An 18996-nucleotide genomic window follows, 5' to 3' on the forward strand; every position below is an offset into this window, starting at 1 on the left:
TACAATTTATAATCGTTTCCTTATAGCATTTTTGAAATAATATCAAAACTTTTTTTAATATATTTATAAAGAAAAACGTAGGAATGTCTCCTACGTTTTTTCTTTTGCAAAATGGTCGATACCTCAAAATACTATTCTCCTAATAATCACTGTTGACCTTAAAACTTCACAACGGAGCAAAGAAACCTTTATTTACGAATACTTTCTCTCAAACTTATTTTTTTATGAATTTTTGACAATCTCTTGAACTGTGCGAAATGTCACATCTGTATTTTACAACCTCTTTTATAGTAAGGGTATGTAAGAGAGACGTATTAAAGGAGTGAACACTATGAAGAAGAAACCTTCAGCACTAATGAGACGTTTAAAATATTTTTCACCAATAGATCGTTATAACGATAATCATACACAAGAAACATATGAAGATCGTGAATGGGAAAATGTGTACAGAAAGCGTTGGCAGCACGATAAAGTGATCCGTTCTACACACGGTGTGAACTGTACTGGTTCGTGTAGTTGGAACATTTATGTGAAAGATGGAATTGTAACATGGGAAGGGCAAGAGCTTAATTACCCAACAACAGGTCCTGATATGCCTGATTTTGAACCACGAGGATGTCCACGTGGGGCGAGTTTTTCTTGGTACATTTATAGTCCACTTCGTGTGAAATATCCGTATGTACGTGGTGTTCTTTGGAGTATGTGGCAAGAGGAATTACAAAATAACGATTCACCACTAGACGCTTGGAAAAGCATCGTGGAAAACCCTGAAAAAGCACGTGCTTATAAAGAGGCACGCGGTAAAGGGGGATTCATCCGAGCGAATTGGGATGAAGTATTACAACTTGTTTCAGCTTCTTTACTTTATACAGTAATTAAATATGGTCCAGACCGAAATGTTGGATTCTCACCAATTCCAGCTATGTCGATGTTAAGTCATGCTGCTGGTAGCCGTTTTATGCAACTTATGGGTGGGCCGATGCTAAGCTTCTATGATTGGTACGCTGATTTACCACCAGCTTCTCCGCAAATTTGGGGTGATCAAACGGATGTGCCAGAAAGTAGTGACTGGTATAACTCTGGTTACATTATGACATGGGGTTCAAATGTACCGATGACAAGAACACCAGATGCTCATTTCTTAGCAGAAGTTCGTTATAAGGGGACGAAAGTCGTTTCTGTAAGTCCTGATTTTGCCGAGTCTACAAAGTTTGCTGATGATTGGATTAGTGTGAAGCAAGGTACAGACGGTGCCCTTGCGATGGCAATGGGGCACGTGATCTTACAAGAATTTTACGTAGATAATCAAGTGGAATACTTCACAAAGTATGCGAAGCAATATACTGATTTTCCGTTCTTTGTCACATTGAAACAAAAAGGAGATCAATTCGTTGCTGATCGTTTCTTAAACGCTTCTGATATTGGACGTGAAACTAAGTTAGGTGAATGGAAACCTGTTCTTTGGAATGATAACACGAAAGATTTTGCAACACCTCACGGCACAATGGGATCACGTTGGGATAACGAGAAGAAATGGAACTTGCGTTTAGAAGATGAACAGACAGGTGAAACGATTGATCCACGTCTTTCTTTACTTGGAATGGAAGATGCTGTTGAAACTGTACAAATCCCGTACTTCTCGGATGATGGAAACAAAGTATTAGAACGTACCATTCCAGTGAAAAAAGTTATGACAGAAGAAGGCGAAGTGTTCGTTACAACTGTATACGATTTAACGTTAGCAAATTACGGTGTGAACCGAGGTCTTGGCGGGCAAGAACCGAAAGATTTCAATGATGATGTACCGTTTACACCTGCATGGCAAGAGAAGATGACTGGAGTAAAGCGAGAACTTATTATTCAAATTGCTCGTGAGTTCGCGCAAAATGCAGTTGATACGAATGGTCGCTCGATGATTATTGTCGGAGCTGGTATTAACCATTGGTTTAATTCTGATACGATTTATCGCGCAGTTTTAAATCTTGTTCTTCTCGTCGGGGCACAAGGTGTCAACGGCGGTGGTTGGGCACATTATGTTGGTCAAGAAAAGCTGCGACCAGCAGAAGGGTGGCAAACAATCGCAATGGCAAAAGATTGGCAAGGGCCACCGAAATTACAAAACGGTACGTCATTCTTCTATTTCGTAACAGATCAATGGCGCTATGAAGATACACCTGTTGGACATTTAGCATCACCAATTGAGGGCAACTCACGTTATCAACATCACGGTGATTACAATGTATTAGCGGCACGACTTGGCTGGTTACCTTCGTATCCAACATTCGAGAAGAATGGAATTGAATTATATAAAGAAGCTGTTGCTGCTGGTGCAACAACGCAAGAAGAAATCGGAAAATACGTTGCACAAAAATTAAAAGAAAAAGAACTGAAATTTGCAATTGAAGATCCAGATAATAAAAACAACTTCCCGCGTAACTTATTCGTATGGCGTGCAAACTTAATTTCAAGTTCCGGTAAAGGTCACGAATATTTCTTAAAACATTTATTAGGTACAACAAACGGATTAATGAATGACGATAGTGATTCATTACGACCAGAAGAAATTAAGTGGCATGAAGATGCACCTGAAGGGAAGTTAGATTTACTCATTAATTTAGATTTCCGTATGGCTGGAACGGCGCTTTATTCTGATATCGTCTTACCTGCTTCAACTTGGTATGAAAAACATGATTTAAGTAGTACAGATATGCATCCATTTGTACATCCATTTAATCCAGCAATCGGTTCACCGTGGGAAGCACGCTCTGACTGGGATATTTTCACCGCTCTTTCTAAAGCTGTGTCGGATTTAGCGAAGAAAATTGATCTTGAGCCAATGAAAGAAGTTGTTGCAACACCACTTCTTCACGATACACCGCAAGAATTAGCGCAACCACTTGGCAAGATTAAAGATTGGAGCAAAGGTGAGTGTGAACCAATACCAGGTAAAACAATGCCGCAAATTCATGTTGTCGAAAGGGATTACAAAACGATTTATGACAAGATGACAGCGCTTGGACCAAATACCGGAAAACAACCGATTGGTACGAAAGGGATTTCTTGGTCAGCAGAAAAAGAATATGAGCAATTAAAGAGTCGATTAGGAGTTATTCGAACGGATTCTATTGCGAAAGGGTGCCCAGATATAAAAGAAGCAATCAATGCTGCTGAGGCGGTATTAACACTTTCTTCTACAACAAACGGTCATATGGCTGTAAAAGCATGGGAAGCACTTGAAAAACAAACCGATTTAAAACTACGTGATTTAGCAGAAGAACGTGAAGAAGAATGCTTCACATTTGAACAAATTACAGCGCAGCCTAAAACAGTAATTACTTCTCCAGCCTTTACGGGTTCTGAAAAAGGTGGACGACGTTACTCACCATTTACAACCAATGTTGAGCGTCTCATCCCTTGGAGAACGATAACCGGTCGACAATCTTTCTACTTAGATCACGACATGATGAAAGAATTTGGTGAAACGATGGCAACATTTAAACCAATTCTGCAACATAAACCGTTTCGTAAATCACGACCTGAAGTAGAAGGGAAAGAAATTACACTAAACTATTTAACACCGCATAATAAGTGGTCGATTCATAGTATGTACTTCGATTCATTGCCGATGTTAACGCTGTTTAGAGGCGGTCCAACTGTTTGGATGAACAAAGATGACGCGAATGAAGCTGGAGTTGCCGATAATGATTGGATTGAATGCTTTAATCGTAACGGCGTTGTCGTAGCACGTGCTGTTGTAACGCACCGTATACCGAGGGGAATGGCATTTATGCACCATGCACAAGATCGTCACATTAACGTGCCTGGTACGAAATTAACAAGCACCCGCGGGGGAACACATAATAGTCCAACCCGTATTCACGTTAAACCAACACATATGATTGGTGGATATGGCCAATTAAGCTATGGATTTAACTACTATGGTCCGACGGGGAACCAGCGTGACTTAAATGTCGTAATCCGTAAACTGAAGGAGGTAGATTGGCTTGAAGATTAAAGCGCAAGTCGGAATGGTAATGAACCTAGATAAATGCATCGGCTGCCACACTTGTAGCGTAACATGCAAAAACACCTGGACAAATCGTCCAGGTGCTGAATATATGTACTTCAATAACGTAGAAACGAAACCTGGAATTGGTTATCCGAAACAATGGGAAGATCAGGAGAAATACAAAGGCGGCTGGGAATTAAAAAATGGTGAAATTCAGCTGAAATCCGGTTCGAAAATGAAGCGTCTTATGAACATTTTCCACAATCCAGATCAACCAACAATCGATGATTACTTTGAACCTTGGAATTATGATTATGAAACGTTAACAAACAGCCCGCAGCGTAAGCATCAACCAGTTGCTCGTCCAAAATCAGCAATTACGGGCGAATTTATCGACAAAATTGAATGGGGTCCAAACTGGGAAGATGATTTAGCAGGTGGACATATAACAGGATTACAAGATCCGAACGTCAAGAAAATGGAAGAAGGAATTAAAACGGATTTTGAAAATGTCTTTATGATGTATTTACCACGCATATGCGAACATTGTATGAATCCATCTTGCGTTTCGTCTTGTCCATCTGGTGCGATGTATAAACGTGAAGAAGATGGAATTGTCCTTGTTGATCAAAATGCATGTCGTGCTTGGAGATTTTGTGTATCGTCTTGTCCGTATAAAAAAGTGTATTTTAACTGGCAAACAAATAAAGCAGAAAAATGCACAATGTGTTTCCCGCGTATTGAAGCTGGTATGCCAACAATTTGCTCTGAAACATGTGTAGGACGTATTCGCTATATAGGGGTAATGCTATATGACGCTGACAAAGTAAAAGAAGCAGCTTCTGTTGAAAATGAAAAAGATTTATATGAATCTCAGCTTACTGTTTTCCTAGATCCAAATGATCCAGAAGTAATAGCTGAAGCAAAAAAACAAGGAATTCCTGATGAATGGATGAAAGCTGCTCAAGAGTCACCTATTTATAAAATGATTATTGATTGGAAAATTGCTCTTCCTCTTCATCCAGAGTACCGTACAATGCCGATGGTTTGGTATATCCCGCCGCTTAGCCCGATTATGAATATGGTGGAGGGGAAAGGAAGTAACTGGAAAGCAGAAGAAATTTTCCCTGCTATTGATAATATGCGTATTCCAATTCAATATTTAGCGAATTTACTCACTGCAGGAGATGAATCACACATTCGTCTTACATTGAAAAAAATGGCTGTCATGCGAACACATATGAGAGCACTGCAAATTAATAAGGAACCAAATGAAGCAGTATTAAAAGAAATTGGTTTAACGAAAGAGGATGTAGAAGATATGTATCGTCTTCTTGCCATTGCGAAATATAAAGATCGCTTCGTCATTCCGACATCTCACCGCGAACAAGTTGCAGATTTATATAGTGAACAAGGAAGCTGTGGTCTTTCCTTCACAGGTGGCCCAGGCTCTTGTATGACAATCTCTTAAATAAAGGGGGCAGACAAATATGAAACAAAGTTTACAAACCGCTTTTTCTTGTTCTTCTTTTCTTCTCTCCTATCCTGAACTAGGTTGGAGAGAAGCTTTACTAGAATTACAGGAAGAGATTCAAGAAATTGAACAGGAAGAAATCAGAGCATCACTTACAACATTTATAAAAGCAGCGCTAGATAAAACAGACAATCAACTTATTGATTCTTACGTCTATACATTCGACTTTGGAAAGAAGACAAATATGTATCTTACCTACATGAAAACAGGTGAACAAAGAGAGCGTGGAATTGAATTATTAGAGTTAAAACAGCATTATCAAAAATCTGGTTTTAACGTAACAGATAAAGAACTACCTGATTATTTACCGCTTTTACTTGAGTTTCTTGCAAACGCGAATGAAAAAGATAGCGAACCAATTATGAGTAAATACACGGAAAATATACAAGCACTGCACGGGCAATTAAAAGAAGCAAACTGTATGCACGAACCAATTCTTGCAGCCGTTCTCTTAGCTATCGATGCATGGGGAGTACAGACGAATTAGAAAGGAGTGTTGTCAAAATGATGGATCAATTTTTATGGGTGCTGTTTCCCTATATCATTTTTGCAATCTTTATTGGTGGACACATTTTCAGATACAACTATGATCAATTTGGCTGGACATCAAAATCTAGCGAACTATTAGAGAAGAAAATGCTCCGGATCGGAAGTCTATTATTCCACTTTGGGATAATGTTCGTAATTGGCGGTCATGTTATGGGGATATTAATTCCAGAGTCCATATACCGCTCAATAGGTATTTCTGAGCATATGTATCATATAATAGCGATTAGCTTCGGACTTCCGGCAGGGATTGCCTCTATTATTGGATTAATTATATTAACGTATCGCCGTTTAACAGTAAAACGCATCATTGCAACGAGTACAACAGGAGATTATGTTGCGCTTATCTTATTGCTTATTGTGATGCTGGCGGGACTGACTTCAACCTTTTTAAATATTGACTCAAAAGGATTTGATTATCGTACAACAATCGGTCCTTGGTTCCGTAGTCTCTTTATTTTCCAACCGAAAGTTGAATATATGATGGAAGTACCTGTATGGTTTAAAATTCATATTATTGCAGGGATGGGGCTTTTCGCAGTATGGCCGTTTACAAGACTTGTCCATGTTTTTAGTGCTCCGATTAAATATTTAAGCCGTAGTTACGTTATTTACAGAAGACGTATTCCTAATGAATTGAAAAAATAATGCCGTTATACCTATTTAGTAATATATCAAGAAAGACGAGGTTTAATTGAAGCCCTCGTCTTTCTTGATATAGGGGATAGCAACAAGGAAAATAACCAGTAACTTAATATGAAAAAAGAGTAGCATCTAAATAAGATGCTACTCAATACTACAAATTGAGGCAGAACAATCCTCACAAGCAATTTCACATTTTAAGAATTGTAAATCATGAATTGTAATCTTACCTTTGTAAATAGAAATTGTCCCTTGTTTTTTTAAATCACTTAACATCCGATTTACGCTTTCACGGGAAGTTGCACAGAAATTCGCAAGTTCTTGATTCGTTAAAGGTAAATCGATGAGAATCCCATTTTCTTTTAAAATACCATAACTATTTGTCATTCGAATGAGTGTAGAATACAGGGCACCTTTTTTACCGTGTAATACTAGATCTCGGAATTTTGTTTGCATTCTTCTTAAATGTTCGCTAATCCATCTCATAAATTCAAATACAAGTGCAGGCTTTTGAAGTAATGCTATTTCTAAGGCTGCACGTTTAATAACCCCTACTTCAACATCTTCAAGGCATTTCGAATTTAATAAATACCTTGCATTTTCCGTGAACAATGTTAATTCCCCAATAATATCATTTTGTGAACAAATGCGAAGTGTTAATTCTTGTCCGTCAGCACTAAGTTTACTGATTTGCACTTTTCCAGAGTGAATGATATAAATTTCTGTTGCTTCCATACCTTCTTGAAAAATAAAACTCCCCTTATTGATTTGCATTTTATATTCAACAGATGAAAGTAACTCCTTTAAATCTTTGGATAATGCCGTACTGTTTGCCACAGCAATCACCTTTCTTCTTATAAGCAGTATATTTCTTATTTTGGATGTAATCATGATGAAATTGCAAGAGATATTTTTGGAAATAAAGTGAAATTTCAATGACCGTAAGGAAAAACGACTTTAAATGTCTAAAAAGCTACTTATAGTAAGGGATTATATTATGCGAATATAAGTTTTTTAGTTTAAGAAATTTTAGTATGTAAAGAGAATGGGACTAGAGATGTGAACAAAATTCGAACGGATTTGTGAAGATTTTTTAAATGGGGAAAGTAATGTGAGAAAAGTCACATTGAATATGTAGCTTCTTTTTTATAATGAAGGCAAATGAAAAATTGAAAACTTACTAAGGATTTAAGTAGAAAAGAAGGGATATAGATGCAAGGGAAGATGAAAGATTCTTTAGAGCGACCACTTCAAGATTTACGTATTTCAGTTATTGACCGTTGTAATTTTAGGTGCACATACTGTATGCCGGCTGAAGTGTTCGGACCTGATTATGCTTTTTTACAGGAAGAGTGTTTACTGACATTCGATGAAATTGAAAGGTTAGCGAAATTATTTATTAGCATGGGAGTGAAAAAAATTAGGATCACAGGCGGGGAACCTTTATTACGTAAAGACTTACCGAAGTTGATTGCAAGACTTGCAAAGTTAGATGGCTTAACGGATATTGGACTCACAACAAACGGTATTCATTTAGCAAAACAAGCTAAGCTATTAAAAGAAGCAGGATTACAACGTGTAAATATTAGTCTAGATGCGATAGAGGATCATATCTTTCAAAAAATTAATGGTCGTAATGTAAGTACGAAGCCTATATTAAAGGGAATTGAGGCAGCAAAGGCAGCAGGACTAGAAGTAAAGGTAAATATGGTCGTAAAAAAAGGGATGAATGATAGTCAAATTCTTCTGATGGCAGGTTATTTTAAAAAGCAGGGAATTCAGCTCCGTTTTATCGAGTTTATGGATGTTGGTAGTACGAACGGATGGAACTTTGAACAAGTAATTACGAAGGAAGAGTTAATAGAAAAAATTAATCGTGTATATCCTATTGAGCCCATTAAGCCTCGTTATTTTGGAGAAGTAGCGAAATTGTATCGGTATGTAGGGAGCGATACAGAAGTTGGATTTATTACTTCTGTTTCTGAGTCATTCTGTTCTTCTTGTACGAGAGCTCGTATTTCGGCAGATGGTAAATTTTTCACGTGCTTATTCAGAGCAGATGGAACAGATTTACGAACGCTTCTTCGGGAAAATATTTCTGATGCATCATTATTAAAAATTCTAAAAGGTGTATGGGAGTACAGAAAAGATCGGTATTCAGATGAACGAACGGCAGAAAGTACAAAAAATCGTCCTAAAATTGAAATGTCTTATATTGGTGGATAACGAAAGGAGGATTCTGCATGGAAGAGCGTTATTCAAGGCAAGTTTTATTTTCTGGAATTGGTGAAATGGGCCAAAGAAAAATAAGAGAAAAGCATGTGCTCCTAATCGGTGCGGGTGCACTAGGAGCTGCAAATGCGGAAGCGCTAGTTAGAATGGGAATTGGGAAATTGACAATTGCTGACCGTGACTACGTCGAATGGAGTAATTTACAGCGGCAACAGTTATATACAGAAGAAGATGCACAGCAGTGTAAACCAAAAGCAATTGCAGCTGCAGAACATTTAGGGAAGATTAATTCTGAAGTAGAAATTGTACCAATTGTAACGGACGTCACAATGCAAGAGATGGAAGTGTTAACAAAAAAAGTGAATCTCATATTAGATGCGACTGATAATTTCGATACGCGCCTACTTATAAATGACATTTCGCAAAAAGAAAATATACCTTGGATATACGGTGGATGCATTGGAAGTTACGGTGTAACGTATACAATTCTTCCTGGGAAAACACCATGTTTTCGCTGTCTGATGGATCATCCTATGGGCGGAGCAACATGCGATACAGCAGGGATCATTCAGCCAGCTGTACAACTGGTCGTTGCTCATCAAGTAACAGAAGCAATGAAAATATTGGTGGATGATTATGAGTCGCTAAGAGGGACAATGTTATCATTTGATATTTGGAACAATCAGTATCTCTCATTAAAAGTAAATAGACAGAAGAAAAATACATGTCCATCTTGTGGAAATGCACGCACGTACCCAAGTTTAACATTTGAATCACAGTTGAAAACAGAAGTGCTATGCGGAAGGAATACGGTTCAAATCCGCCCAGGCATAAAACGAGTTCTTCATTTAGAGGAAGTTCAAAAGCGCTTACAAAAAAGTGTGAATGTCCAAAAAACGCCGTATTTACTATCGTTTTTAGTTGATGAATATCGTTTCGTTTTATTTACAGACGGTAGGGCATTTATTCATGGAACAAATGATGTGAAAATGGCAAAACGATTATACGCAAAATATATAGGTTAAATAGAAAGAGAGTTTTTCTTTCTCAAAATGAGGTGAAAAAAGAATGTTAGAAAAACGTATACCAATTCAAGTGGAAGAAGCAGTCGCACGTGTAATGGAGTATGCCTATCTAGGTGAAACGGAAAAGGTTTCTCTTATAGACAGCTACGGAAGAACTCTTGGAGCAGATGTAGTTGCGGATCATGACGTCCCGCATTTTGATCGATCTCCATACGACGGGTTTGCGATTCGAGCGGAAGATACAAAAGACGCAAGTAGCAGTAATCCTATTCGGTTTGAAGTTATTGGTGAAATCGGGGCTGGTTTTGTTTTTACAGAAGAGGTGAAGGTATTTCAAGCTGTTCGCATTATGACAGGAGCCGCAATTCCAGTAGGGTGTAATGCTGTCGTTATGTTAGAGCTAACGGAAGCATTTGAAGAAAACGAAAAGACTTATATGAAATTAAAACGTCCTTTCGCCTCTGGTGATAACATTTCTTTTACAGGAGAAGATGTGAAAAAAAATTCCATACTTGTGAAAAAAGGGACTTCTATTACCCCTGGAGTAGCAGCACTTCTTGCTACGTTTGGTTATAGTTCAGTATGTGTTGTAAGACAGCCGGTTATTGGAATTGTAACGACGGGAAGTGAACTGCTCGAAGTACATGAACAACTGAAACCAGGGAAGATTCGAAATAGTAACTCCTATATGATAGCTGCTCAAATTGAACGAGCGGGCGGAGTTGTACAGTATTATGGACAATTTGCTGATGATTTAGAGACGTGTTATAACACTGTAAAAAAAGCGATGAAAGAAGTCGATATTTTAATTACAACTGGTGGTGTTTCAGTAGGAGACTACGATTATTTACCTGCTATTTATGAGAGGTTACAGGCTAATGTATTTTTCAATAAAATAGCGATGCGGCCAGGAAGCGTGACAACTGTAGCTGAGCTAGAAGGAAAACTATTATTCGGTCTATCTGGTAATCCTTCTGCTTGTTATGTCGGTTGTGAATTATTTGTTCGACCCGTCATTCAAACATATTTGTATAGGAAAGATCCGCATGTATATCGTACAGAGGCGATTTTACAGAAAGACTTTGCGAAAGCAAACCCATTTACTCGTTTTGTAAGAGGGAGAGTGGAAATTGTAGATGGTCAATTGCAAGTTACACCAGTTGGCTTAGATAAATCAAGTGCAATTTCTTCACTTGCAGATGCGAATGCATTTATCGTTTTACCGGGAGGAACGAGAGGATTTGAAGCAGGAATAACTGTTTCGGTACTGTTATTAGAATCAAACGTAGGCAGTGAGTGTCCATGGAAAGAACCACTTCGATCATACAAGTAATAGAAAAATAGATTGATGGCTTCTTCGCGGATTATGATTTATACAAAGATAAGAGGTGCAAGATGACACATACGTATTATGAAGTAATTGATACGCCTATTTCAATTGAAGATGTTACAAGTAAAGTAATTCGACGTGAGTGTGGTGCAGTTACTACTTTTATTGGTACTGTCAGAGAATTTACGAAAGGACGTCGTACGTTATATTTAGAGTATGTGGTTTATAAGGCAATGGCGGAAAAGCAGCTTGCGAAAATTGGTACCGAAGTAGAAGAGAAATGGCCTGGGACATATGTGGCAATTACGCATCGCATTGGTACATTGCAAATTTCTGACCTTGCTGTTGTTGTAGCTGTTTCTACACCACACCGGAAAGCAGCCTATGAGGCGAATGAATATATTATGGAACGAATTAAACAAATTGTTCCGATTTGGAAGAAAGAGTTTTGGGAAGATGGTGAGTCATGGATAGGGGATCAGTTAGAGAAAACAGCATATTTAAGTGGGGAGCCTGAAAAGGAGATGAGAAGATGATTGAAGTATTATTATTTGCAAATTTGCAAGAAGAAGCAAGTAAGCCAGCGTTGCAAATAGATTGTGAAAAGATTACTGTTGCTGAGCTAAAAGATATTCTTGTTAAAGAATACAACATAACAATTTCAAACCAGATTATGGTCGCTATAAATGAAGAATACGCAAATAAGGACGACATCATTCAAACTGGCGATATTGTAGCGATGATTCCGCCAGTAAGTGGTGGTTGATTCTTTTCAGTCTAATCATGTTAAGACGTGATTAGACTGGAGGGAATTAATATAACTACGAATACATAGGAGGGAACAGGATGAAGAGTCCTAATTTTCAATTAAGTTTACAAACTTCTAATCTAGTTATCGGTTTTATGGTATGGGTAATTTTATCATCATTAATGCCATATATTAAAGCAGATATTCCATTAACTGCGGGAGAAATTTCTATGATCACAGCAGTACCGGTTATTTTAGGTTCTATTCTTCGCATTCCAATTGGTTATTGGACAAATCGTTTCGGAGCAAGAAAATTATTCTTTATTAGTTTTATTCTATTATTATTCCCTGTCTTTTATATTAGTGTTGCCAATTCTATGAGGGATTTAATTATTGGTGGCTTATTTGTAGGGATTGGTGGGGCTGTATTCTCTGTAGGGGTAACTTCTTTACCGAAATACTTCCCGAAAGAGAGTCACGGCTTTGTAAATGGTATTTACGGTGTAGGTAACGCCGGAACAGCAATTACTTCATTTTTAGCACCTGTCATTGCAACTTCATTTGGCTGGAGAACGACAGTACAGTGTTATTTAGTTTTACTTGCAGCATTTGCACTTATGAACTTTTTATTAGGTGATCGTAAGGAGAAAAAGGTGAATACACCATTAATGGAACAAATAAAAGGTGTATATAAAAATGAAAAACTTTGGTTTTTATGTATCTTTTACTTTTTAACATTCGGATCATTTGTAGCATTCACAGTATATTTACCAAACTTTTTAGTATCTCACTTCGGATTAGAGAAAGTAGATGCAGGTATGCGGACAGCCGGATTCATCGTATTAGCAACAATGATGCGTCCGATTGGTGGTTGGCTCGGTGATAAGTTTAATCCATTTAAAATATTAATCTTCGTATTTATCGGCTTAACACTATCTGGTATTGTGTTATCATTTATGCCTAGTATGAACGTGTATACATTTGGTTGCTTACTAGTCGCATTCTGTGCAGGTATTGGAAATGGTACAATCTTTAAACTTGTTCCAATGTACTTCTCTGAACAAGCAGGGATTGTAAATGGGGTTGTGTCAGCTTTAGGTGGACTAGGAGGGTTCTTCCCACCATTAATTTTAACACTACTATTCCAACTAACAGGTCATTATGCAATTGGATTTATGGCATTATCAGAAGTAGCGCTTGCTTGTTTAATCATTACAGTGTGGATGTATAGCCAAGAGAAGCTGTTAGTGATGTTAAAGAATAATTAATAGAGAAAAAGGGTGCCTAGTAGAGGCATCCTTTTTTTATACTTGAACACGAGAGGGGATGAATGGTTGTATCAATATCGTTCTATAGATAACGATATTTTACTTGTTTCATAAAAAAGAACAAACGTCTCTAAAAACGTTTGTCCAAAGTAAATTCATATGCTAGCTAAGAGATAGATTCCGATTTATGTGTACGGGAAAGTTTTTTTATAAGCTTAGGAAGTATAGAGGTTAGTTCCTGCTTCATACGTTTTGTAAACGATGGATCTTTACCTGAAGTTGAAATACTGACAACAAATTCATCATTTCGTATGACACCAGGTGTGTGAAATGATGATGCTGTACCATCACTTACAACGTTAACCCATTGGAAATCATGGGCAGCTTGCTTGACCATCATATTTACAGTATGTTGATTTGTTGCGGCATAAATAAGATGGGCATCTTTAATATCATCATTAGTAAAAGTTTTTTGCTTCCATGTAACATAAGGAAGCTCCTTCATTTCCTCGCAAATTTCCGGGCTGACAACCGTGACAAAAGCGCCTGTATCCTTTAATCCAGACGCTTTTCGATATGCAATTTTACCACCACCAACTATAACAACCACTTTTTTATTTAGATTAAGCATAAGAGGGTACAGGTTATACATACACACATTCCTCCATTCGTTCTAATAATGTTAACTTCATGTATGTATCAAACTGAAGGCAGTTGCAAGTTGTAACGGGATCATACTTTTTTGTATGTAATTTAATTTTTTGAAGCAATAATCCGGTAAAGAGAAGGTACGGCATGACATATACATGTGACGCAGTCGATGTTATATTTTTGAGCTCAGCAGTAAAAGAGGGAGTTCCTTTTGTTAAAAAGGAACAAGATACTGGCATACCGAGTTTTCGTCCGGCAGCTGCTCCAATTTGTTGTAATTCATATATCGGCTGAGGGTCACTACTACCTCGACCGACGAGTATAATTCTACTGTCTTGCATTGGCATTGTTTCACGTATTCTTTTAACTACAAGTTCAACCATATGTGGATGCGTACTAAAAGGTGGTGCAACTGAAAAATTTATATGTGGATATTTCTTTTGCATTTGCTCTATCTCAAAAGGAATATCACGTTTATAGTGAGCTGCTGCAAATAATAAAACAGGAACTATCATTATTTCAGTTGCTCCCTCTAGTATTGTTTCTGTAACTGCATCTTGAATGGTAGGTGTTGTTAGTTCAAGAAAAGCTATTTTTTGAATTCTTTCGTTACGCTCTGTCATAACTGATTGAATAAAGTGAATGAATTGTTCATTGCCTTCTTGTAGTCGACTACCGTGTCCAACATATACAATTCCTTTCATCTTGCCACCATATCCTTCTTCATAATAATGTCTTGTAATTGATGATCAATGTTATGTAACCCGACTTTATTCGCATAGTGTAAAGTTGGAACGTCTGTATACGAGAATGGAAGAGTAAGAACATGCATAAATCCAAGACGCTTTACTTCTGATAGAAACGTATCAATTGAAGCGCGTCCTTCAAATACAATGCTATCCCATGAGAATTCCGAAAGCATACGGGAATGAATTTCATCGAAGCGATTATCGATTGTATACTCATGAGTCATCATATAGGAGCCTGCACCAATTTTTTCTTGAATGAAAGCAATTCGATTAATATTTCGGCCTAAATAAATAGTTGTATTAGAAGAAAACGCTGCAGGTTTACTTAACAATCCATACTGCATAAGCTTTTCTTGAACAGGAAGGTTCATATATTGCAGTTCTGCCTGTAAGGAACGAATATCTTTATGGTGCTTACTGCATGATTGCATCAAAATCTCTACACTCTCAGCTGAACAAAATACAAGGCGATCAACACTAAAAATTTCATTGATTTGTTCAGAGGTTAATGTGTATTCTTCCTTTTGGAAAGTTGGAATTTGATATATTTCTGCACCAGATTCTTGTAACATTTGTTTTATTGAACTTTCTTTATTTGTTGCAGATGCAAATAAAACTTTCTTGCCGTGCAATGGTTTACGTTCTTTCCAAGCGATTTGATTCCGCAAAGTAACAACATCACCAACAATTGTCATGGAAGGGTTAGAAATATTTTCGTTTTTGACGATAGGAACAATGGTTGAAAGTGTCCCTGTGGCAACGCGCTGCTTTCCAGTTGTACCCCATTCAATGACTGCTACGGGTGTATCTTCTTTTTTTCCTGCTTGTAGTAAGTTTTCACAAATGGTAGGTAAGTTTTTTATACCCATATAGTAGGCGATCGTGTCGCTATTGTGGGATGAATTGTATTTTCCATGATCGGTTAAAGGACCTTTTGAATGTCCAGTTAGTAAAGTTACACTATTACTGTAGTTGCGGTGGGTGAGGGGGATACCTGCATAACTACTAGCGGCGATGCTAGCTGTAATACCTGGCACAATCTCGTATGGAATGTTTGCTGCCGCTAAAGTTTCTGCTTCTTCACCAACTCTGCCGAAAATAGATGGATCTCCGCCTTTTAAGCGGACAACGATTTTCCCTTCTTTCGCAAATTGAAGGAGGTGGGCGTTAATCATTTCTTGTCGCATAGTATGATTCTTAGGCATTTTACCGCAATAAATAAGTTCACAAGTTTGCTTTGTATAACTAAGAAAAGTAGGGTTCAATAAGCGGTCATATAAGACAATATCTGCACGCTTTAAGCAATCTATCGCTTTTTTTGTAATAAGCCCTTCATCACCTGGTCCTGCACCAACTAAATATACATATCCGTTCATATTCGCACCTCGTTTGTTTTTATTTAAAAGGAAGCCAGGGGAGGCTTCCTTTTGTAAATTACATATATATATAAATATCTCCGTCGATAACTTCTACTTCGTACGTTTGAATACAGCCGTCATCCGGTTTTTGAACTTCACCTGTTAGTAATGAAATTTTCCAATCATGTAGTGGACAAAAGACGAATTCTCCAGATACAATTCCTTCCGCTAACGGTCCGTTTTTGTGAGGACAACGATTTTCTACAGCTCGAATATCGCCATTTGAAAGACGAAATAGGGCGATAGACATGTCTTTCATTTGCACTTCTTTACCAATTTGAATAGGAAGGTCTTCCGCACGCATAACTTTTATTTTCTCTTTCGTTTGTAACATATGGTTCACAGCTCCTTATTTCACAGTTTCTACTTCATACATAGCTTTTAATGATTTCGTTTCTAGTGCCTGTCCCCAAGCTTCCGTATATGTGCTACGAGCTGTTTGGAAACGCTCATTTAACATCGTGACCATACTTGTATCCTGTAGTATTTCTTTTATGTGATCGAAGCCTAACCGTTCTGTCCAGTAGGCAGTACGTTCCCCATAAATACCAGTTTCACGATAATATTGCATGTAAGCTGTTGCGATGCGAAGGACATCATCTTCAGTAGGGACGATCATTACAAAATCAGCTTCACGTACTTCCGTACCACCATTTCCGCCAATATAAAGTTGGAATCCATTTTCAACACACACAACGCCGAAATCTTTCGTAAGTACTTCCGCACAGTTACGTGGACAGCCCGTTACACCCATCTTCATTTTATGAGGTGTATCTACCATTTCTAATGATTGTTCAAGGAGCATACCAAGTCCTAATGAATCTTTCGTACCGAACCGACAGAAACGAGAACCAACACATGATTTTACATTACGAAGCGATTTTGAGTACGCATATCCAGAAGTCATATGTAAGTCAGCCCATACGTTAGGTAAATCTTGTTTCTTAACACCATATAAGCCGATTCGACTCGCACCTGTAATTTTCAAGAGAGGGACGTCATATTTTTTCGCAACCTCAGCAATCTTCATTAAATCATCTGCGGTTGTAACCCCTCCGTACATACGTGGAATAACAGAAAATGTACCATCATGTTGGATGTTACCATTCATTCTTTCATTAACGTAACGGGATGATTTATCATCTGCATATTCTTCTGGAATCGCCATACGTAAATAGTAGTTTAAAGCAGGGCGACATTTCGAACAGCCGTCTTCATGTGCAAAACCAAGGACATTTCGTACTTCTTTTGGTGATTTTAAACCTTTCTCGTGAATTGCCGCTACAACTTCATCACGCGATAAAGTTGTACATCCACACATACCGGCAGATTGCGTTGAGGCATCAAAAGCATCTCCAAGTGTATGAGATAAAATTTGTTCAACAAGTGGACGACATTTACCACAAGAACCTGCGGCTTTCGTGCATCCTTTTACTTCTTCAAAAGTAGTTAACTCTTGTTCTAAAATGGCGTGAACTATTGTGCCTTTCGTAACACCATTACATCCGCAAATAGTGTCATCCGCACTCATAGTAGCTACGTTAAGTTCACTTTCTTCACCAGCTTTGTGAAGAAGGGAAGCGGCTGTATATTCTTGTATGTCTTCTTCTTTCTTTAACATGCTAAAGAGGCGTGTACCATCAGCAGTATCACCATATAAAACGATACCAACGACTTTATTGTCACGAATTAATACTTTTTTATAGGAACGTTTACATTCATCAAAGATTGATATTGCTTTCGTTATATCATCTTCATAAATTTGGCCAGCAGAGAATAAATCACAACCTGCAACTTTTAATTGCGTACCGACGATACTGCCTGTATATCCATCCGTTTGTAAATTCGTTATTTGTTTTGCTAATATTGCACCTTGTTCATAAAGAGGAGCAACAAGTCCATATGCGATACCATCATGTTCTGCACATTCTCCAACTGCATAAATGGATTCATCATTTGTTTGCATATAGTCGTTGACTACAATGCCGCGATTTACAATTAAGTCAGCATCTTTTGCTATTTGAGTATTTGGACGTATTCCGACAGCCATTACGATTAAATCACAATTTACAATTTCACCATCTTCAAATTGAATACCCTCAACATGATCGGTACCAAGAATCTTCACAGTTTTCTTTTCCATTAGAAATTTCATGCCTTGCGTTTCTAAATCTTCACGCAATAGAGAAGCAGCTTTGGCATCTAATTGTTGCTCCATTAAGCTCGGCATTAAATGAACAATATGTACGTCCATTCCTAAGTCAATAAGACCTCTTGCGGCTTCTAAACCAAGTAATCCACCACCAATGACAACGGCCTTTTTCTTATCTTTAGCAGTATTAATCATAAATTGTGTATCTTCAATTGTTCGGAATCCAGTCACACCAGGAAGGGTGGAACCTTCAACAGGTAATATAAAAGCACTAGATCCTGTTGCGATAATGAGTTTGTCATATGTAAGAGTACGATTTTTTTCTGTGACAATGACTTTTTCTTCTCGGTCAATACTTTGAACTCTCTCGTTTGTATATAAAGTTATTTCATTTTCTTCGTACCAACTATATTCGTTCATAATGATATCTTGCATATTTGTTTTTCCCTGCAGAACATGAGAGAGCATAATGCGATTGTAGTTTGGATGTGGTTCATCTCCAAAAATAGTAATATTATATAAATCACTATCATGTTTTAATATTTCTTCCATACAGCGTATGCCAGCCATACCATTCCCGATCATAACTAAACGTTTTTTCATATTCATTTCCCTTTCTATGTGAAAAGTTGAACAAAGAATTATATTTCCATTATAGAAAATTAAAAAAGAGGGAGATGTGATATTTATCA

General features: G+C 37.6%; 16 protein-coding genes. 10 read left to right on the forward strand and 6 right to left on the reverse strand.

Annotated elements, in window-relative coordinates; all coding sequences use genetic code 11:
* Positions 1 to 331: 331 nt before the first annotated feature.
* Genes NSQ47_RS05160 through narI form a run of 4 tightly spaced genes read left to right on the forward strand, consistent with a single transcriptional unit; the run spans position 332 to position 6737 of the window.
* Entirely contained in the window at positions 332 to 4015 is a 3684-nt protein-coding gene (locus NSQ47_RS05160) for a nitrate reductase subunit alpha (RefSeq protein WP_340823451.1), read from the forward strand.
* Positions 4005 to 5480, forward strand: a complete 1476-nt coding sequence (narH, locus tag NSQ47_RS05165) for a nitrate reductase subunit beta (protein WP_340823453.1) — start codon at positions 4005 to 4007, stop codon at positions 5478 to 5480. Before NSQ47_RS05160 ends, narH begins: the two co-directional genes overlap by 11 nt.
* A 19-nt stretch (positions 5481 to 5499) precedes the next feature.
* Positions 5500 to 6030, forward strand: a complete 531-nt coding sequence (narJ, locus tag NSQ47_RS05170) for a nitrate reductase molybdenum cofactor assembly chaperone (protein WP_002158082.1) — start codon at positions 5500 to 5502, stop codon at positions 6028 to 6030.
* A gap of 17 nt (positions 6031 to 6047) precedes the next feature.
* Positions 6048 to 6737 (forward strand): respiratory nitrate reductase subunit gamma, encoded by a 690-nt coding sequence (narI, locus tag NSQ47_RS05175; RefSeq protein WP_341036285.1) that lies wholly within the window; start codon positions 6048 to 6050, stop codon positions 6735 to 6737.
* Between the two features lie 138 nt (positions 6738 to 6875).
* On the opposite strand, the gene NSQ47_RS05180 is transcribed toward narI, so the two are convergent.
* Positions 6876 to 7568, reverse strand: a complete 693-nt coding sequence (locus NSQ47_RS05180; RefSeq protein ID WP_002158081.1) for a Crp/Fnr family transcriptional regulator — start codon at positions 7566 to 7568, stop codon at positions 6876 to 6878.
* 375 nt (positions 7569 to 7943) lie between these two features.
* On the opposite strand from NSQ47_RS05180, the gene moaA reads away from it, so the two are divergent.
* The 6 genes from moaA to narK all read left to right on the forward strand — a co-directional run bounded on the left by moaA (position 7944) and on the right by narK (position 13334).
* On the forward strand, positions 7944 to 8957 hold the full coding sequence (moaA, locus tag NSQ47_RS05185; RefSeq protein ID WP_002148399.1) for a GTP 3',8-cyclase MoaA: 1014 nt from the start codon (positions 7944 to 7946) through the stop codon (positions 8955 to 8957).
* A gap of 17 nt (positions 8958 to 8974) precedes the next feature.
* Positions 8975 to 9988: a molybdopterin-synthase adenylyltransferase MoeB gene (locus NSQ47_RS05190; RefSeq protein ID WP_341036286.1), complete on the forward strand. Its 1014-nt coding sequence runs from the start codon at positions 8975 to 8977 to the stop codon at positions 9986 to 9988.
* A 43-nt stretch (positions 9989 to 10031) separates the two neighbouring features.
* Positions 10032 to 11321, forward strand: a complete 1290-nt coding sequence (locus NSQ47_RS05195; protein WP_340823465.1) for a molybdopterin molybdotransferase MoeA — start codon at positions 10032 to 10034, stop codon at positions 11319 to 11321.
* Positions 11322 to 11383: 62 nt separating this feature from the next.
* On the forward strand, positions 11384 to 11854 hold the full coding sequence (locus NSQ47_RS05200; protein WP_340823467.1) for a molybdenum cofactor biosynthesis protein MoaE: 471 nt from the start codon (positions 11384 to 11386) through the stop codon (positions 11852 to 11854).
* Positions 11851 to 12084, forward strand: a complete 234-nt coding sequence (gene moaD / locus NSQ47_RS05205) for a molybdopterin converting factor subunit 1 (protein ID WP_002148393.1) — start codon at positions 11851 to 11853, stop codon at positions 12082 to 12084. Before NSQ47_RS05200 ends, moaD begins: the two co-directional genes overlap by 4 nt.
* Before the next feature lie 80 nt (positions 12085 to 12164).
* The gene (gene narK, locus NSQ47_RS05210) at positions 12165 to 13334 is read left to right on the forward strand and encodes a nitrate transporter NarK (RefSeq protein ID WP_340823469.1); all 1170 of its coding nucleotides are present in this window, start codon (positions 12165 to 12167) and stop codon (positions 13332 to 13334) included.
* Between the two features lie 166 nt (positions 13335 to 13500).
* Here narK and NSQ47_RS05215 read toward each other — a convergent pair whose 3' ends face one another.
* From NSQ47_RS05215 to nirB, 5 genes are read right to left on the reverse strand one after another with little or no spacing between them, the layout of a single operon-like run.
* Positions 13501 to 13986 carry a precorrin-2 dehydrogenase gene (locus NSQ47_RS05215; protein ID WP_070170080.1) on the reverse strand — a complete coding sequence of 162 codons (486 nt, stop codon included), beginning with the start codon at positions 13984 to 13986 and terminating at the stop codon, positions 13501 to 13503.
* A complete protein-coding gene (locus NSQ47_RS05220; protein ID WP_340823473.1) occupies positions 13979 to 14689 on the reverse strand; it encodes a sirohydrochlorin chelatase in 711 nt (236 codons plus the stop codon). The genes NSQ47_RS05215 and NSQ47_RS05220 overlap by 8 nt, the downstream gene beginning before the upstream one ends.
* Positions 14686 to 16110: a uroporphyrin-III C-methyltransferase gene (locus NSQ47_RS05225; protein WP_340823475.1), complete on the reverse strand. Its 1425-nt coding sequence runs from the start codon at positions 16108 to 16110 to the stop codon at positions 14686 to 14688. Before NSQ47_RS05225 ends, NSQ47_RS05220 begins: the two co-directional genes overlap by 4 nt.
* A 58-nt stretch (positions 16111 to 16168) precedes the next feature.
* A complete protein-coding gene (gene nirD / locus NSQ47_RS05230) occupies positions 16169 to 16486 on the reverse strand; it encodes a nitrite reductase small subunit NirD (RefSeq protein ID WP_002148387.1) in 318 nt (105 codons plus the stop codon).
* A gap of 15 nt (positions 16487 to 16501) precedes the next feature.
* Positions 16502 to 18907: an NADPH-nitrite reductase large subunit gene (gene nirB / locus NSQ47_RS05235; RefSeq protein WP_340823477.1), complete on the reverse strand. Its 2406-nt coding sequence runs from the start codon at positions 18905 to 18907 to the stop codon at positions 16502 to 16504.
* Positions 18908 to 18996: the final 89 nt, after the last annotated feature.

Source organism: Bacillus sp. FSL R10-2780, assembly GCF_038006125.1.
GTDB lineage: Bacteria > Bacillota > Bacilli > Bacillales > Bacillaceae_G > Bacillus_A > Bacillus_A cereus_U.

Excerpts from the sequence above, each read along its gene's own strand:
- NSQ47_RS05160 (WP_340823451.1), top strand. The coding sequence starts at position 332 with ATGAAGAAGAAACCTTCAGCACTAATGAGACGTTTAAAATATTTTTCA.
- narJ (WP_002158082.1), top strand. The coding sequence starts at position 5,500 with ATGAAACAAAGTTTACAAACCGCTTTTTCTTGTTCTTCTTTTCTTCTC.
- narI (WP_341036285.1), top strand. The coding sequence starts at position 6,048 with ATGATGGATCAATTTTTATGGGTGCTGTTTCCCTATATCATTTTTGCA.
- moaA (WP_002148399.1), top strand. The coding sequence starts at position 7,944 with ATGCAAGGGAAGATGAAAGATTCTTTAGAGCGACCACTTCAAGATTTA.
- NSQ47_RS05190 (WP_341036286.1), top strand. The coding sequence starts at position 8,975 with ATGGAAGAGCGTTATTCAAGGCAAGTTTTATTTTCTGGAATTGGTGAA.
- NSQ47_RS05195 (WP_340823465.1), top strand. The coding sequence starts at position 10,032 with ATGTTAGAAAAACGTATACCAATTCAAGTGGAAGAAGCAGTCGCACGT.
- NSQ47_RS05200 (WP_340823467.1), top strand. The coding sequence starts at position 11,384 with ATGACACATACGTATTATGAAGTAATTGATACGCCTATTTCAATTGAA.
- moaD (WP_002148393.1), top strand. The coding sequence starts at position 11,851 with ATGATTGAAGTATTATTATTTGCAAATTTGCAAGAAGAAGCAAGTAAG.
- narK (WP_340823469.1), top strand. The coding sequence starts at position 12,165 with ATGAAGAGTCCTAATTTTCAATTAAGTTTACAAACTTCTAATCTAGTT.
- NSQ47_RS05215 (WP_070170080.1), bottom strand. The coding sequence starts at position 13,986 with ATGTATAACCTGTACCCTCTTATGCTTAATCTAAATAAAAAAGTGGTT.
- NSQ47_RS05220 (WP_340823473.1), bottom strand. The coding sequence starts at position 14,689 with ATGAAAGGAATTGTATATGTTGGACACGGTAGTCGACTACAAGAAGGC.
- NSQ47_RS05225 (WP_340823475.1), bottom strand. The coding sequence starts at position 16,110 with ATGAACGGATATGTATATTTAGTTGGTGCAGGACCAGGTGATGAAGGG.
- nirD (WP_002148387.1), bottom strand. The coding sequence starts at position 16,486 with ATGTTACAAACGAAAGAGAAAATAAAAGTTATGCGTGCGGAAGACCTT.
- nirB (WP_340823477.1), bottom strand. The coding sequence starts at position 18,907 with ATGAAAAAACGTTTAGTTATGATCGGGAATGGTATGGCTGGCATACGC.